The organism is Pseudomonas sp. S3_C06 (assembly GCF_054667675.1).
In genome coordinates this window covers 6232017-6248719 of sequence record NZ_CP162747.1, presented here as the reverse complement: position 1 = coordinate 6248719, position 16703 = coordinate 6232017, and the positions used below count along the sequence as shown (strand labels likewise).

Below are 16703 nucleotides of genomic sequence, written 5' to 3'. Positions count from 1 at the left end.
TCAGCCAATGATGTTTTGACTGACACAACGCTTTCGCGAGCAGGCTCACTCCCACAGGGTTTTGTGGCGTACGCAGATTCCGCAGAAGACCCTTATCAAATGTGGGAGCGAGCCTGCTCGCGAATGCTGTGGGTCAGCCAATGATGTTTTGACTAACACAACGCTTTCGCGAGCAGGCTCGCTCCCACAGGGTTTTGTGGCGTACGCAGATTGCGCAGAAGACCCTTATCAAATGTGGGAGCGAGCCTGCTCGCGAATGCTGTGGGTCAGCCAATGATGTTTTGACTGACACAACGCTTTCGCGAGCAGGCTCGCTCCCACAGGGTTTTGTGGCGTACGCAGATTCCGCAGAAGACCCTTATCAAATGTGGGAGCGAGCCTGCTCGCGAATGCGGTGGGTCAGCCAATGATGTTTTGACTGACACAACGCTTTCGCGAGCAGGCTCACTCCCACAGGGTTTTGTGGCTTACGCAGATTCCGCAGAAGACCCTTATCAAATGTGGGAGCGAGCCTGCTCGCGAATGCGGTGGGTCAGCCAATGATGTTTTGACTGACACAACGCTTTCGCGAGCAGGCTCGCTCCCACAGGGTTTTGTGGCGTACGCAGATTCCGCAGACGACCACCATCAATTGTAGGAGTGAGCCTGCTCGCGATAGCGGTCATTCAGACACTGAAGCTGTGACAGACAGAACGCTATCGCGAGCAGGCTCACTCCTACAGGGCTTTGTGGCGTACGCAGATTCCGCAGAAGACCCTTATCAAATGTGGGAGCGAGCCTGCTCGCGAATGCGGTGGGTCAGCCAATGATGTTTTGACTGACACAACGCTTTCGCGAGCAGGCTCGCTCCCACAAGGGTTTTGTGGCATGCGCAGATTCCGCAGACGACCACCATCAATTGTAGGAGTGAGCCTGCTCGCGATAGCGGTCATTCAGACACTGAAGCTGTGACAGACAGAACGCTATCGCGAGCAGGCTCACTCCTACAGTTTTGATCTGCGTAAGGCTCAGAGAGCGACGTGGCTATGGTTCAGGCGCTCTCGCAAAAATTCAACCAGCGCCTGCACCGGTCTCGAGGCCTGGCGATGTTGCGGGTAAACGGCTGAAAGCGTCAGCGGCTCCGGCCGCAGATCATCCAGCACCGGCACCAGTCGACCATCCTTCAACGCTGCGCCGACAATGAAAGTCGGCAGATAGGTAATGCCCATCCCCTGCACTGCCGCGTCCCTGAGCAACTCGCCGTTGTTCACGCGCATGCGCCCGGTGACATTGACCAACACAGGCTTGCCCTGCCCCGCGTTGAAGCGCCACTGCACCGAACGACTATGCCCGTACGGCAAACAGTCATGGCTATGCAGGTCTTCCGGCTCGAGGGGCGTGCCACGTTCGGCCAGATACGCCGGGCTGGCGCAGTACACCCGTTCGATCGACGCGATGCGTCGGGCAATCAGTGTCGAGTCTTCCAGCACGCCAATGCGCAGCGCCAGATCGTAGCCCTCACCGAGCAAATCCACCGGGCGGTCACTCAAGTCCACCTCGACCGTGACCTCCCGATAGCGCTGCAAGAACAGAGGCAACAGACAGCCCAGATGCGCCACCGCAAACGACAGCGGCGCACTCAAGCGAATCGTCCCGCGTGGCTCGGCGGTTTGCCCGGCGATGCCCTGCTCCACCTGTTCGACTTCGCCGAGCAGGCGCAATGCCGATTCGTAGTAACTCTGCCCCAGCGGCGTCACGTCCAGACGCCGGGTGGAGCGATTCAACAACCGCACGCCAAGACGCTCCTCCAGTTGCATCAAGCGTCGGCTGACGAACTGCTTGGACAGGCCTAATTGATCGGCCGCTGAGGTGAAGCTGCCGGAGTCCATGACCTGGCAAAAAATACGCATGTCTTCGAACGGGTTCATTGTCACTCTCTGGTGGACAGTTAAACGCTTTATAGCCGCTTTTTCACTTTTCGGCAGCTCATTAATCTGTGCTCACGGTGTTGCTGAGGCCTGAAGCCCAGCGCCACAGCAGCCCGCAACCCAGGCATAAAAATTCAAAAACATTCAAAAGGATTTCCACCATGAACATCGTCAAGAAAACCCTCACCGCGTCCCTCCTCGCCCTGTCCATCGGCAATGCCTTCGCCGCCGAAAGCAGCGGTGTCGAACACAACACCCAGGCCTTCCTCAACGCCCTCGCCGCCGGCGGTGGCAAACCACTGGAGCAACTGAGCCCGAAAGACGCCCGTGCGGTGCTGACCGGCGCCCAGGCTTCGGTGAACGTGGATCTGTCGGGCGTTGAAGTCAGCGACAAGGCGATCAAGGTCGACGGCCAGACGATCAACCTGAAAGTGGTGCGGCCGGCCAAGGTCAAAGGCGAGTTGCCGGTGTTCATGTTCTTCCACGGCGGTGGCTGGGTGCTCGGTGATTTCCCGACGCACCAACGCTTGATTCGTGACTTGGTGGTGGGCTCTGGCGCGGTTGCGGTGTACGTCGATTACACGCCGTCGCCGGAAGCGCAGTACCCGACCGCGATCAACCAGGCCTACGCCGCGACGAAATGGGTGGCTGAGCACGGTAAGGACATCGGTGTCGACGGCAAGCGTCTGGCGGTAGCGGGCAACAGCGTCGGCGGCAACATGGCGGCGGTCGTGGCGTTGATGGCCAAGGAACAGAAAGCCCCGGCGCTGCGCTTCCAGCTGCTGATGTGGCCGGTGACCAACGCGCAGTTCGACGACGGTTCTTACCAGCAATTTGCCGAGGGCCACTTCCTCACCAAAGGCATGATGCAGTGGTTCTGGGACAACTACACCACCAACCCGGCCGAGCGTGCGCAGATCCACGCTTCGCCGCTCAACGCCAGCACCGAACAGCTTAAAGGCCTGCCTGCCGCACTGGTACAGACCGCCGAATTCGACGTGCTCCGTGACGAAGGCGAAGGCTATGCGCGGCACCTCGATGCGGCCGGTGTGGCGGTGACCTCGGTGCGTTACAACGGGATGATTCATGACTTCGGTTTGCTCAATCCGCTGAGTCAGATTCCGGAAGTGAAAGCGGCCGTGCGTCAGGCGGCGGCTGAGTTGAAAACCCACTTGCAGCCTTAACAGCAAAAGATCGCAGCCTTCGGCAGCTCCTACATTGGAATGCAATTTTCTGTAGGCGCTGCCGCAGGCTGCGATCTTTTTATTGGCAGACACTGCGGAGCTTCGGTCATGACCCTTTTCTACACCCACCTGCTGTCCTGGAGCGCCGCCCTGCTGCTGCTCGACGCCATGCTCTGGCACTTCACGCCCTTCACCCATCGTGCCCCGAGAGTCGGTGTGCGGCTGGCGCTGTTTCTGGCGTTCACCGCGCTGGTGATCAACGCCGGTGTCAGTCCGTTGCAAGCGCCGGTGTTCGTCGATGACCGGGTCGCACAACTGGGCGCAACGGCGTTGGGGATTCTCTGGTGGTTGTACGCTGCGCGCGTGTTGACCGAAGTGATCGGGCTGGCGCTGATGCGCCGTATCGGTCACAGCGGTCGCTTGCTGCAGGACGTGATCGGCGCACTGGTGTTTCTTGTCGCTACTGTCGCCGCAGCCGGTTACGTGCTGGAGCTGCCGGTAAAAGGCTTGCTGGCGACGTCCGGTGTGGTGGCCATCGTTGTCGGTCTGGCGCTGCAAAGCACCTTGGCCGATGTTTTTTCCGGGATTGTGCTCAACACCACCAAGCCCTATCAGGTGGATGATTTCGTGGTGATCGACGGCGTCGAAGGCAAGGTCTTCGACATCGATTGGCGCGCCACGCACCTGCTGACCAGCGCCGGGACCATGGCCGTGGTGCCAAACTCGGTGGCGGCCAAGGCGAAGATCGTCAACCTCAGCCGCCCGAACAACATGCACGGCGTGTCGATCAGCATTCAGGTGCCGAATCACATCCGCCCGCGTCGGGTACTCGATGCGCTTGATCGCACCTTGCAGGGCAGCAGCTCTCTTCTTCTCAGCCCGGCGCCAAAAGCCGTGTTGAAAGAGGCCGGCGAAACCATGTCGGAATACGTCGCCAGCGGGTTCATCGCCGATCTGGGCAAGAAAAGCGAAGTGCGCAATCAACTGTTCGACCTCGCCCACAGGCATCTCGAAGCAGCGGGTATTTCGCGGCATCCGGATGGCGTGATCGAACCCTCGACCCGCGCCCGCGCGTTGCTCGATGAGGTGAAAATCTTCCGCTCGCTGAGCAGTGAGGAACGAGATCGCCTCGCCGAGTCGATGGTTGCGCAGCAGTACGCGGCGGGCCAGGTAGTGCTGGATCTGGACGAAGTGCCGGACAGTCTGTTTGTGATTGCCACCGGGGTGGTCAGTGCCACCGTGGCGGACGGCGACAGCAAGGTCGAGGCCGGGCGGATGGGGCCGAGTGAGGTCATGGGCGAGCAGAGCATTCTGGCGGATACGCCGTCGCAGGCGACGTTCACGGCGTTGACGTCGAGCATCATTTATCGTCTCGACAAGAGCCTGACTCGTGAGTGCATGGAACAGCGCACGGAGGTGGGTCGGGCGTTGAACAAGTTGCAGGCGGTGCGTCAGCAGAACAGTCGCCTCGCGTTGATGGGCAAACCGGTGGCGGTGAGGAAAGGTGGGTTTTTGGGTTGGTTGCAGAAGCGTTGAAGCGGCAAGATCAAGATCAAAAGCCTCCCCCTCACCCCAGCCCTCTCCCCCAGGGGGGCGAGGGGGAAAGGGAGCCGATCTCCATGTATTTCAAGATTGGTGTTCGACTCGGTATTGCAGGTCGACGTACCACGAAAGAAGCCGATCTCCGGGGTTTTCAAGACCGGAGTTCGGCTCGGTATCGCACGTCGGCGTACCTCGAAAGATCCCCTCGGTCAGTCCCCTCTCCCTCCGGGAGAGGGCTAGGGTGAGGGGCTTTTCAGGATCAGCCGATTACTTGGCAGTGAACTTGGTATAGCTGTTGATCAAATTGCGATAGTTCGGTAGACGCTCCGACAACAGATGCGCCAGACCTTCCATATCATTGCGCCAGTCACCCTGCAGCTCGCACGCCACCGAGAACCAGTTCAGCAAGTGTGCACCCGCCGCCGACATCCGCGCCCACGCCGCCTGCTGCACGGTGGTGTTGAAAGTGCCCGACGAGTCAGTCACCACAAACACTTCATAACCTTCAGCAATAGCCGACAAGGTCGGGAACGCTACGCAAACGTCAGTCACCACACCCGCAATGATCAGTTGCTTGCGCCCGGTAGCCTTGATTGCTTTAACGAAATCTTCGTTATCCCAGGCATTGATCTGCCCCGGGCGCTGAATGAACGGCGCATCCGGAAACTGCTCGCGCAATTCAGGCACGATCGGGCCGTTGGGACCTGCGTCAAAACTGGTGGTCAGGATGGTCGGCAGTTTGAAGAACTTGGCGATGTCGCCCAGCGCCAGCACGTTGTTCTTGAATTCGTTCGGAGTGAAATCCTGGACCAGCGAGATCAGGCCGGTCTGGTGATCGACCAGCAGTACAACCGCGTCATCTTTGTTCAGACGTGTGTAAGGAACGCTCATGGGGAAACTCCTGATGGACGGATGGATGAAGCGTGAAGCGCCGACCGGATGGCCAGCGCTTTAGGGGAAATCAGAAAGCGAAGCAGGAACAGCCAAACGCGCCCCAGAAACCGGCGAAGTCGCTGACCGGCGCATTCGACATCCGTGCCTTTTCATGGCTGTGGGTGTGCACCGCGCACGGCCCGCTGCATTGGTGAACCTGCGCCTGCAATGGCGAGTTCGGCCGCCAGTGGCCCGGGACTTTCACCACCGGCGACCAGTCCGGCAGTACTGGAATCGAACGCGGGCCGAGGTCTTCGAAGTCGTCGGCGGCATAAACAATCTTGCCGCCGACCACAGTCATGACCGATTCGATCCACTTGATCGCTTCTTCCTCGACATGGAAGAAGTCCGCGCTCAGCGCCGCCAGATCCGCCAGTTGCCCAACCTTGATCTGGCCTTTCTTGCCCTGCTCCGAGGAGAACCAGGCACTGCCATGAGTGAACAGTTCCAGTGCGGTGGTGCGCGGCAGACCTTCTTCGTACAAGGCCAGACCGCCGACGGTGCGACCGCTGACCATCCAGTACAGCGAGGTCCACGGGTTGTAGCTGGACACCCGCGTGGCATCAGTGCCGGCGCCGACCGGTACGCCTTCGGCAAGCATCCGCTTGATCGGTGGCGTCGCCTCGGCGGCTTGCTTGCCGTAGCGGTCGACGAAGTACTCACCCTGGAACGCCATGCGATCCTGGATCGCGATACCGCCGCCCAGCGCTTTCACGCGCTCGATGTTCTGCGGGGTGATGGTTTCCGCATGGTCGAAGAACCACGGCAGACCGTTGAACGGAATGTCACGGTTAACCTTCTCGAACACGTCGAGCATACGGCTGATGGATTCGTTGTAAGTGGCGTGCAAACGGAACGGCCAGCGCTGTTCCACCAAGTGGCGCACCACCGGCTCCAGCTCTTCTTCCATGGTCTGCGGCAGATCGGGGCGCGGTTCGAGGAAGTCTTCAAAGTCCGCCGCCGAGAACACCAGCATCTCGCCGGCGCCGTTGTGCCGCAGAAAGTCATCGCCCTGATGCAACTTGACGCTGCCGGTCCAGTTCTGGAAATCGCTCAGCTCTTCTTTCGGCTTCTGGGTGAACAGGTTGTAGGCGATACGCACGGTCAACTGGTCATCTTTGGCCAGTTGCTCGATCACCTGATAATCGTCCGGGTAGTTCTGGAAACCGCCGCCGGCATCGATTGCACTGGTCAGGCCGAGGCGATTGAGTTCGCGCATGAACTGGCGGGTCGAGTTGACCTGATATTCCAGCGGCAGCTTCGGCCCCTTGGCCAGCGTCGAGTACAGGATCATCGCGTTCGGTCGTGCGACCAGCATGCCGGTCGGGTTGCCGTTGGCATCGCGAACGATCTCGCCACCCGGCGGGTTTGGCGTGTCGCGGGTGTAACCGGCGACACGCAGGGCGGCGCGGTTGAGCAGCGCGCGGTCGTACAAATGCAGGATGAACACCGGGGTGTCCGGTGCGGCCTGGTTGATTTCTTCGAGGGTTGGCATGCGTTTTTCAGCGAACTGGAATTCGTTCCAGCCACCGACCACGCGCACCCATTGCGGGGTCGGCGTGCGGTCAGCCTGATCCTTGAGCATGCGCAGCGCGTCGGCCAGCGACGGCACGCCTTCCCAGCGCAATTCGAGGTTGTAGTTCAAACCGCCACGGATCAGGTGCAAGTGCGAGTCGTTGAGCCCGGGGATCACGCAGCGGCCGTGCATATCGACCACTTGCGTGTTCGGCCCGCGCAGGGCCATGGCCTGGTTGTCGTTGCCGACGACGACGAAGCGGCCGTCAGTGATCGCCACGGCACTGGCCAGCGGTTTGGTGCGGTCAACGGTGTGAAACTGGCCATTGAATAAAATCAGATCGGCGCTCATCGCAGTTCCTCAAGCAAAGTGAAAAGGAGCAAACCCCGCGCGCTCAGCGTGGCGAGGTTTCTTGGGAATCGAGGTGTTCATGGGCCTGGTTGGCTTCGAGCCACGGCGTAAACAAACGGGTGACCGGCGGCATCACCACGTACACCACCGACAGAACGATGGTCAGGGTGATCAGGAACGTGGCGACCACGTAGTTGGAAAGAAGCGGATGCAACGCCAGCAACGGCCCCCAGATCAACGGCACGAGCAAGGTGTGCGGCAGAATCACCAGCAGCGTGACCACTGCTTGCTTCCAGCGCGGCGGCGGCGAAGCGGCATCGGCCAGTGGGGTAAACCAGAATTCGTTGATCGGCGCGACTTCAGTCTGATCGCCGTCAGCCAGCATCGGCGCCGCTTCGGCGACCAGTGCCTGTCGCTGCGGCGACTCCAGCCAGCCTTGCATCGCTTCGGTGCTGCTGAAGCGCAGCACGCAGGTGTAGAAGTCGAGTCGGCCGCGCTTGCCGCGTACCACATCAACGCCCAGATGGCCCTCGCGCTGCCCCGCTACACGGACGATATTGCGCAGCCAGGCTTCATATGCCGACTCGAAACCGGCCTTGACCCGGTGTTTGATGATCAGCGTGACCGTCTCATCGGCCCCCGGTGCTTGTGGATTGAGGACTTCAGGCATAACGCAACACTCCGGGCAAACGAACAGAAATCGCCAGCCGTCCCGGCCCGGCGATCAACACAGTGGTAAACAGGATCAGCAGCAACCAGCCGAACTGCCCCTCGGCCACACTCCATTGCGGATGCACGACCAGCAACGCCACCAGCAGCACAAAGAGAATAGGCACGCAGGCCAATCGCGCCAGTAACCCGGCGACGATCAGTAGCGGACAGAGGACTTCGGCGAAGATCGCCAGGATCAAGGTGAGGTGAGAACCGAGGTGGAACGGGTCTTCAATCAATTGCAGTTGCGCGGTGAAGTCGAGCAGCTTGGGCAAGCCGTGGACCCACAGCAGAAACAATCCGCCGCTGACCCGCAGGAACAGCAAACCGATGTCGCGTGCCAGTTCATCTGTTGAGGCATTCATGACCCGACCCTTGAAATGTCATTGGCTGGAATCATGCCAATGATGGTCGGGAGGAAATTGGATGGGTGTGCTCAGTTCTACGGCATTGATCGTTCCCACGCTCTGCGTGGGAATGCAGCCCGGGACGCTCCGCGTCCCTTCCAGAGCCGAACGCGGAGCGTCCGTTGAGGCGTTCCCACGCAGAGCGTGGGAACGATCAGTGGTCAGGGTTAGCCTGGCAACTCCAGGTTATCCAGCACCCGGTTCACCGCCAGCTCACCGAGCATGATCAACTGCGCAATCCCCAACAACGCCCGGCGCTGCGGTGCGGGCAACAGGTGGGCGACGTCCTGGGCGATGGTTTTGGCCGAGGCGAGTGTTTCGCTGGCATCGGTCAGCAGTTCTTCGTTTTTGGTGTCGGCGGTTACGGCATACATGCCACGGGTTCTGCGTGGAGGTGGCGTGGAGCCGGGTGGCAGGAGGTAGTGGTCGAGGGCGCGGTCGGCGGCTTCGTGGAGTTTTCGGGAATCGATGGATTCGTAGGGGGATGTGGGGTCGATGTCTGGCGGGTTGGGGGTGACTTTGAACATGGTGAATCTCCTGCCCTGGGTTAACCACCATGACTTGTCGCTAAACAAATAATGGTGGCAGCTGCACGCAGGTTAGCGAACCGGGAGGAACAGGAACCCGGCAGACCCGAAGGCCTCCCGCGCGCAGCCGCCATAACATCAATTGCAAAAAGACAATCTGCAAAGACGTAGGGTGCACTGTGCGCCTGTATCCAATTCGGGTCGCTAAACCCGATCGCTGAACTATTCAGCGACCACCAAACGATAGAGACCTGACCACAAGCGCACAAGCCGGCGGATTCTGGCGTAGCTGTAGGCAAAGGCGCAAGGTTGCGTAGCCTGAAAGAGTGTCTGAGGGTGTTGCTTAAACGGCGGTGTTTAAACCACCGAAAATCTATGGATCGCACCGAGCCAATGTGGGAGCGAGCCTGCTCGCGAAGGCGTCGGGTCAGTTGATAAATGCTCTTTGAATGACACACCGCTTTCGCGAGCAGGCTCGCTCCCACAGGGGTTTTGCGTGCTTGCTGGAATTTTGTCAGGGATTCAAATCACTGGAATATCCAGCGGCGCCGCCATGAACTGGCTGATCCGCGCGCGCAGCCATTTCTCCGCCGGATCGTTGTCATGCACCCCGCTCCACGCCATCGACAATTGCGCCGCATCGATCGGAAACGGTGGATCTTCGGCGCGCAACGCACACCCTTCAACCAGCGCGCAGGCTGCGTAATCCGGCACGGTGGCAATCATCTCTGTGCCGGCGAGCAACGCGCGCAAACCGCTGAACTGCGGCACGCCCAACACCACGCGGCGCGTACGGCCGACCTTGGCCAGGTCCATGTCGATATTGCCGCTCAGGTCACCCGAAAACGACACCATCGCATGCGGGCGCTCGCAGTATTCATCCAGCGTCAGCGGCCCCGGACGGTCGTCACCGCGCAGAACCTTGCAGGGAATGTCGCGCAGTTTTTTGCGCTTGGCGTTGGCCGGCAATTCAGTGGTGTAACTGACGCCGACGGAGATTTCCCCCGATGCCAACAGCGCCGGCATCAGCAGATAATTGGCGCGCCGCACCACCACGACAATCCCCGGCGCCTCTTGCTGAAGCTGGCGCAGCAGCGGTGGAAACAGGCCGAATTCGGCGTCATCCGACAGGCCGATGCGAAACACATCGCAACTGCTCGCCGGTTCGAACTCCTTGGCCCGGCTCACCGCACCAGAGATGACGTCCATCGCCGGCTGCAACTCCTTGAGAATCGCCAGCGCCCGCGCGGTCGGCTCCATGCCACGCCCGTTGCGCAACAACAGCGGATCATCGAACAGATCGCGCAAACGCCCCAACGCCGCGCTGACGGCCGGTTGCCCCATGAACAGTTTTTCGGCGACGCGGGTCAGGTTCTTTTCGAACATCAGCGCTTCGAAAATCACCAGCAGGTTCATGTCGACGCGACGCAGATCGTTACGGTTCATGGGCATGTTTTCCTTTTCGGTGTCAGCTGTTTTTGCGGGTGGGCGCTGCGCACTTTACTCGATTAACGGCACCTTGGCCGCGCGCTTGTACGGACCGTATTCCACGGGCACCCACTGAAAGTGTTTGCCTTGCGCGGGGATGTGACCGATGCCCGGAAACGGCAGGTGCGCCGCCGTCACCCACGTCTTGCTGGCCACCGCCGCACTGAAGACTGCCTGACGCGCGTTGATCGCTTGCGCACTGTTGACATCAAAGCCGATTGACACTTCCGGATGTTCAAACTGCACAGCCAGGTTATGCACCAGATCCCCCATGAAAACGATGCTCTGGTTCTGCGAGGTGAAACGGTAGGTGGTGCTGCCCGGCGTATGGCCGGCTTCGAGTGTCGCTTCGACTATTCCCGGCAACGGCGACTGGCCAGCGGCGAACGTCTTGAAGCGACCGGCGGCGACGTAGGCCGCCGTGGAGTCTTGGGCGATCTTGAAAAACTCTTTGGCGCCGGCCGGAGCTTTGGCCAGCGCGGCCGGATCGAGCCAGTAATCCGCTTCAGCCTTGGCCGCGTACACCGTGGCATTCGTGAACAACGCTTGTTTCTGTGCATCGACCAGACCACAGACATGATCGAGGTGCAGGTGCGTCAGCAAGATCGTATCGACCTGCTCTGGCTGGTAGCCGGCCGCCCGCATATTCGCCAGAAGCTGTCCGGCGGTGGCGCCAATGCATTGCCCGGCGCCGCTATCGACCAGAATCAGTTGCTTGCCGGTATTGACCAGAAACGCATTGAACGCCGTCTGGACACCCGGGGTTTCAATCGAACGGCGTGCCAGCAGCGCACGAATCTGGCCCTGACTCATGCCCTGCAACAGCTTCGGTGACAGGTCGTTGTAACCATCGAACAACGCGGTGACCTCGTAATCCCCCAAGGCCAGGCGGAAATATCCCGGCGCCTGAGTGCCCTGCTGTGGTGCCTGCGCCATGGCGCTGGACGTTGCCAGCGCGAACGTCAGCGCCGCCGCTGCTTTAAAGATGCCTTTCATTTGATTTCCCCTGGACCTGCCGATTGCGACGCCCCATCGGTTCGCCACGCTTGCAGTCATCGTGCCGCAAACAGCGGGCCGCAGACTTGCAGGGATGTGCTGAGTTCAGGTCAATGCGCTGGAATTAACAACGATTAACTCGTCAGCCCCCCGCCCTCGCCCAACAATGAAGCCCTCTGCGCAACGTTGTTTTTTTGACCTGAGGGGATGCGCCGACCGTGCATTCCCCATCGACACGGACTTTGGCCATGGCTCATTTACAGCACAGCGTCGCCCTCGCCCCTGCCAACGAACCACGCAAGACCGGGATCGGCGGGCTCAGTCCGCAGCGCGAACGACAGGTCAAACAACTGATCCTAGAACGTCTGGGCGAAAGCCTGGAAGTGACCGAGCTGGCCCGCGCCTGTTCACTGTCACGCAGCCACTTTTCCCGCGCCTTCAAATGCAGCACCGGATTGTCGCCGCAGGACTGGATTCGCACCCAGCGCATCGCGCGGGCCAAGCTGTTGATCCAGCACACCGACCTGAGCCTGACGCAAATCAGCCTCGAATGCGGATTCTGCGATCAGGCGCATTTTTGCCATATGTTCACCCGCAGCGAAGGCATCAATCCGTTTGCCTGGCGCTGCCAGATCATGCGTGAACCCAGACTCACCGTTCACAGCCCGCCGTGTTTTGATCGCGGCCCCCGTTGCACTGACGCTCAAACCTGAGGATTATGCCGGGACACCCCGGATTAGAAGGCCTGTGCACGCGCCCGCCGCTAATCCGCCCTGTCCGCCGCAGCACCGCAGGAGTGAGCTGTTGAGTCTTTCGCCGAATCAGGCCCTCGGTTTTGGCCCCTATCGGATTCATCCCGGACAACGGCGGGTGCTCGAAGGCGAGCAGCCGTTACGCCTGGGCCGACGGGCGATGGACATTCTCCTGATTCTGCTGGCCCACGCCGGCGAAGTGGTGAGCAAGCAGCAATTGATGGCCGGGGTCTGGCCTGACAGTGTCGTTGAAGACATCAACCTGCGTGTGCACATGGCAGCGCTGCGCAAGGCGCTCGGGGACGGTCAGGCCGGCCAGCGTTACATCATCACCGTGGCGCAACGCGGCTACAGTTTTGTCGCACCGGTTTTACTGCAATCCATGGAGGAGCGTCCTGTGGGCGATGCTGATGGTCGGCACAACTTGCCCTTGCGGCGCACGCGGATGATTGGCCGTCAGCCGCTGGTCGACAATTTGATGAGGCAGTTGCCGCGTCAACGCTGCATCACCCTGGTCGGCTCCGGCGGAATCGGCAAGACCACTGTGGCCCTGCGCGTGGCCGAGCAGTTGATCGGGCATTACCGCGACGGTATTCGGCTGGTGGACCTGGCACCGCTCAACGATCCCCGGCTGATTTGCTCACACCTGGCCGCCCTGCTTGATCTGGCACTTCTCGAAGGCGACCCGCAGACAGCGCTGGTCAAGGGCCTGCAACAGCGACAGATGCTATTGCTGCTCGACAACTGCGAGCATTTGATTGATGCCGTTGCGGCGCTCAGTGAAAGCATTCTGCGCGGGGCGCCGCACGTGCATATCCTCGCCACCAGCCGCGAAAGTCTGCGGGCTGAAGGCGAATACGTGCAGCGTCTGGACTCCCTCGAATACCCGCCGATGACAACGACGCTGGATCGTGAGCGAACGTTGAATTTTTCGGCGCTGCAATTGTTCGTCGAACGAGCGACGGCCGCGCACGAAAGCTTCGAACTGAGCGATACCCAGTTGCCGCAGGCAATCGAGATCTGCCATCGGCTCGACGGCATTCCACTGGCATTGGAACTGGCGGCCGCGCAGGTCGCCGAACTCGGACTGGACGGTCTGCTGAGCCAATTGCAGGGCCGTTTGCCGCCGCTGGCAGCGGGCAATCAAACCAGTCTGGAGCGCCACCTCACTCTGCGCGCCACGCTGGACTGGAGTTTCAATCTGCTCGCCCCTTGCGAGCAAACCTGCCTGCGCCGTTTGGGCGTGTTTCGCGGGGGGTTCACCCTGGAATCCGCGGCGGCCGTTATCGTCGGCCAACAGATCGACCCCGGCGTGGTGTTTGTGTCGATCACGCAACTGGTGGCCAAGTCCATGCTCGCCGTCGAGGTCGGTGACGAGGACGTGTTCTACCGCTTGCTCGACACCACCCGGCGTTACGCGCTGGAAAAACTCGATCACGCTGCCGAATGCGAAGAAACCCGCGAACGGCATGCCGAACGCTGTCTGGCGTTGATGCAGCAGGCGCAGAACGATTGGGAAAGCACGCCGACATTGTTATGGATCGATCGCTACGCCCGAGGGCTGGAAGATTTGCGCGCAGCGCTGGATTGGAGCCTTAACGGTGTCGGCCCTGGTGGTTTGGGGATTCGGCTGACGGCGGCGTCGGCACCCTTGTGGCAGGAGTTGTCGCTGCTCAAGGAGTACGGCGCCTATGTGCGCCGGGCGCTGAGCCTGTTTGATGAACTCGGCGAACCCTGCCCGCGCCTGAAAGTCGCCCTCAAACTGGCCCTTGGCAGTGCCTGCTATCACACCTGGGGTGGCACGGCGGAAACCATCGAAGCTTTCACCGAAGCTCGCCAGTTGGCCAATGAGCACGACGACGTTGCCGGGCAGTTGCGCGCGGTGTCCGGGCACATGGCAGTCAACCTCAGTTGCGGGCACTACCGCATGGCGCTGGCCCAGAGTGAACAGTTCGACCGCCTCGGCCTGCACGGCGACCCGCTGTTGTCACTGAGTACCCACCGCTTGCGCGTATTGGCCCTGCACTATGCCGGCGACCAGTTGCAGGCGCGCATTCACGCCGAACAGGTCCTCCAGCGCATGGCGCACAGCGGCCATGTCAATCGTTTCACTCACGGTTTTGGCGTGCAGTACGACCAGAGCGTCGCGTCGCTGACGGTGCTGGCACGGGTTTTATGGATGCAAGGTCTGCCGGAACAAGCCTGGCGCACGGCGCGGCAGGCCCTCGACATCGCCGTTCAGATCGACCATGGCACCTCGATTTGCTACACCCTCGCGCTGGCGAGTTGCCTGATCGCTCATTACAACGGCGATCAGCAGAACGCCCGGGCGCTGTTGCAGTTGCTGTTCGAGCAGTCGCAGAAACATTCGGTGCTGCTGTTCAACACGTGGGCGCGGCACTACGCGCAGGTGATTGACGCGCAAGCCAAGGCACCGGTGCCGACGGACAGCAGCGGGCTGATCAGGGAAATCATGGTGACGCTGGATGGCCGCTTTATGGATGACGCGCTGTTTGAGCGGGCGTTGAGTGGTGATGCCGGGTGGAGCACGGCGGAGATTCTGCGGGCTCGGGCAGATGCGTTATTGAGTGACGATCCGGGTTGTCTGGACGGGCCCCTTCGCGAGCAGGCTCGCTCCCACAGGGATTTTGGGTGTACTCAGACGCCATGTGGGAGCGAGCCTGCTCGCGAAGAGGCCCTCAAGGAGGCCGAAGCACTCCTGCAACAATCCCTGGCCATCGCTCGCACCCAAGGCGCGCTCGCCTGGGAACTGCGCAGCGCCACGTCACTGGCGCAACTCTGGCAGCGCCAGTCGCGCTGTCGCGAGGCGCTGGATTTGCTCACTCCGATCTATCAACGCTTCACCGAAGGCTACGCGACCCCGGACCTGCGCAAGGTGCGCTTGCTGATCGACGAATTACGCGAGGGCGTGCACGCCTGAGGCCAGACGCATCCGCTTGATGTAACGGGCATGCCGGCGTTGAAGATCAATTCCCTCACCGCTGCGCTCAAGTTGCTTGCGGGCATAGCATCGGGTGGTATTGAGCATCCGGTACCGGCCCGCACTGGCGCCGCGTTCCAGTGACAGCCAAGACTTCTGCGCCAGGCCTTCGATGATCGCGGCAAGCTCCGACACCGCCAGTTGCGGGCAACTGATCACCGCCAACGCAGCCTCCAGCGTAAATGTCAGTTTGAACACCGATAAACGCCGCAGCACGCGTTGTTCCTGCTCACTCAAGCGCTGATAGCTCCAGTCGAATGCCGCTTGCATCGATTGATGCCGGGGCACAGCAGTGCGCCGGCCATGGCTGAGCACTTGCAGGCCGTGGGCCATTTGCGCCTGCAAGCCTAGCAACGCCAGTGCATCGATCTGCGCCGCGGCCAGTTCAATTGCCAGCGGTAAACCGTCGAGTTGCCGACAGATCTCGACCACGACTTTGACGTCCTGCTCACGCAGGCTGAAATCATGCTGTCGCGCCCGGGCACGACTGACGAACAACTGCACCGCAGAATGGCCCATGGCTTCAGTGATGCAATCGGTCGCCGAGCGTTTCGGGATGGCCAGCGGTGGCACACGCTGCAGGGTTTCCAGACTGACCTGCAAGGCCTCACGACTGGTGGCGAGTATCGACAGACGAGGCGCGGCTTCGAGCAACGTTTCAACCGCTGCTCTGCAAGCGTCGCGGCGCTGGTCACAGTTATCCAGCAGCAGCAACGCATGGCGGGTCGACAGCCCGGTCAAATCACTCTCCAGGGTGCGCAGCACATGGTCGAGCAGCGGCGTGTCGTCGTCGATCAAGCTCAGATCTACTTGCCACACACCGTCTCTGTAGTACTGCAAAAGCAGTTCCGCGACCCGTAGCGCCACGGTGGACTTGCCTACGCCCGGCGCTCCGGTGATGGTCATCAGCCGACACAGCGGCATTTGTCGCACCAACCCGCCAACCAGCGAGTCACGACCGGTGACCGAGGTCAGTCGAGCCGGCAAATTATGCTGGGGTGTCTGCAAGCCCTCGAAGGCCACTTGCGCGGCGCAGTCGCAACGCACCGGGGCGATAAAACTGTAACCGCATTGCGGCACGTTAACGATGTAACGCTGACCATTTTCGCCGTCACCCAAGGCCCGCCGGAGCGCAGCGATGTGCACGCGCAGGTTGATCTCCTCGACCACCGAGGTTGGCCATACCAGAGCGATCAATTGCTCCTTTCTGACCACTCGACCGGCACGCTCGACCAGCACTTGCAGAATGTCCAGCGCGCGACCGCCCATGCGCAAGGGCCGATCTCCATCGAGTATCAGCCGTTGCCGCAGGTGGAAGGCGTAAGGGCCGAAATGCAGCACCGACGCCGTGTTCAAATCGTTGAGGCTATCCATGCCAACTATCTTGG

Annotated in this window: 13 protein-coding genes; 4 read left to right on the top strand and 9 right to left on the bottom strand. The window is 60.9% G+C overall.

The features are described 5' to 3' along the window. Positions 1 to 1007: 1007 nt before the first annotated feature. Positions 1008 to 1907, bottom strand: coding sequence for a LysR family transcriptional regulator (locus AB4N44_RS27760; protein WP_127926645.1), 900 nt, complete (start codon positions 1905 to 1907; stop codon positions 1008 to 1010). Between the two features lie 161 nt (positions 1908 to 2068). Between AB4N44_RS27760 and AB4N44_RS27755 the strand changes: the two genes are divergently transcribed. Beyond that, on the top strand, positions 2069 to 3091 hold the full coding sequence (locus tag AB4N44_RS27755) for an alpha/beta hydrolase (protein WP_460111204.1): 1023 nt from the start codon (positions 2069 to 2071) through the stop codon (positions 3089 to 3091). A 108-nt stretch (positions 3092 to 3199) separates the two neighbouring features. Beyond that, a complete protein-coding gene (locus tag AB4N44_RS27750; protein WP_460111207.1) occupies positions 3200 to 4627 on the top strand; it encodes a mechanosensitive ion channel domain-containing protein in 1428 nt (475 codons plus the stop codon). Between the two features lie 273 nt (positions 4628 to 4900). On the opposite strand, the gene ycaC is transcribed toward AB4N44_RS27750, so the two are convergent. From ycaC to AB4N44_RS27715, 7 genes are all read right to left on the bottom strand, one after another. Beyond that, the gene (ycaC, locus tag AB4N44_RS27745; RefSeq protein ID WP_007913541.1) at positions 4901 to 5524 is read right to left on the bottom strand and encodes an isochorismate family cysteine hydrolase YcaC; all 624 of its coding nucleotides are present in this window, start codon (positions 5522 to 5524) and stop codon (positions 4901 to 4903) included. A 70-nt stretch (positions 5525 to 5594) separates the two neighbouring features. Then, the gene (locus AB4N44_RS27740; protein ID WP_460111210.1) at positions 5595 to 7433 is read right to left on the bottom strand and encodes an amidohydrolase; all 1839 of its coding nucleotides are present in this window, start codon (positions 7431 to 7433) and stop codon (positions 5595 to 5597) included. Between the two features lie 43 nt (positions 7434 to 7476). Further along, positions 7477 to 8103 (bottom strand): antibiotic biosynthesis monooxygenase, encoded by a 627-nt coding sequence (locus AB4N44_RS27735; protein ID WP_460111212.1) that lies wholly within the window; start codon positions 8101 to 8103, stop codon positions 7477 to 7479. Further along, complete coding sequence (locus AB4N44_RS27730) at positions 8096 to 8509, bottom strand: DoxX family protein (RefSeq protein ID WP_460111215.1); 414 nt, start codon at positions 8507 to 8509, stop codon at positions 8096 to 8098. Before AB4N44_RS27730 ends, AB4N44_RS27735 begins: the two co-directional genes overlap by 8 nt. Before the next feature lie 209 nt (positions 8510 to 8718). Next, a complete protein-coding gene (locus AB4N44_RS27725; RefSeq protein WP_127926639.1) occupies positions 8719 to 9078 on the bottom strand; it encodes a DUF6124 family protein in 360 nt (119 codons plus the stop codon). Between the two features lie 522 nt (positions 9079 to 9600). Further along, a complete protein-coding gene (locus AB4N44_RS27720; RefSeq protein WP_455805030.1) occupies positions 9601 to 10524 on the bottom strand; it encodes a LysR family transcriptional regulator in 924 nt (307 codons plus the stop codon). 54 nt (positions 10525 to 10578) lie between these two features. After that, positions 10579 to 11562: an MBL fold metallo-hydrolase gene (locus AB4N44_RS27715; RefSeq protein ID WP_460111218.1), complete on the bottom strand. Its 984-nt coding sequence runs from the start codon at positions 11560 to 11562 to the stop codon at positions 10579 to 10581. 248 nt (positions 11563 to 11810) lie between these two features. Here AB4N44_RS27715 and AB4N44_RS27710 point away from each other — a divergent pair, with 248 nt between their 5' ends. Both AB4N44_RS27710 and AB4N44_RS27705 read left to right on the top strand, forming a co-directional pair. After that, the gene (locus AB4N44_RS27710; RefSeq protein ID WP_460111221.1) at positions 11811 to 12275 is read left to right on the top strand and encodes a helix-turn-helix domain-containing protein; all 465 of its coding nucleotides are present in this window, start codon (positions 11811 to 11813) and stop codon (positions 12273 to 12275) included. A 91-nt stretch (positions 12276 to 12366) separates the two neighbouring features. Next, positions 12367 to 15255, top strand: coding sequence for an ATP-binding protein (locus AB4N44_RS27705; protein WP_460111224.1), 2889 nt, complete (start codon positions 12367 to 12369; stop codon positions 15253 to 15255). On the opposite strand, the gene AB4N44_RS27700 is transcribed toward AB4N44_RS27705, so the two are convergent. Continuing rightward, positions 15232 to 16689: an ATP-binding protein gene (locus AB4N44_RS27700; RefSeq protein WP_460111227.1), complete on the bottom strand. Its 1458-nt coding sequence runs from the start codon at positions 16687 to 16689 to the stop codon at positions 15232 to 15234. The two genes, AB4N44_RS27705 and AB4N44_RS27700, sit on opposite strands and share 24 nt — an antisense overlap. Positions 16690 to 16703: the final 14 nt, after the last annotated feature.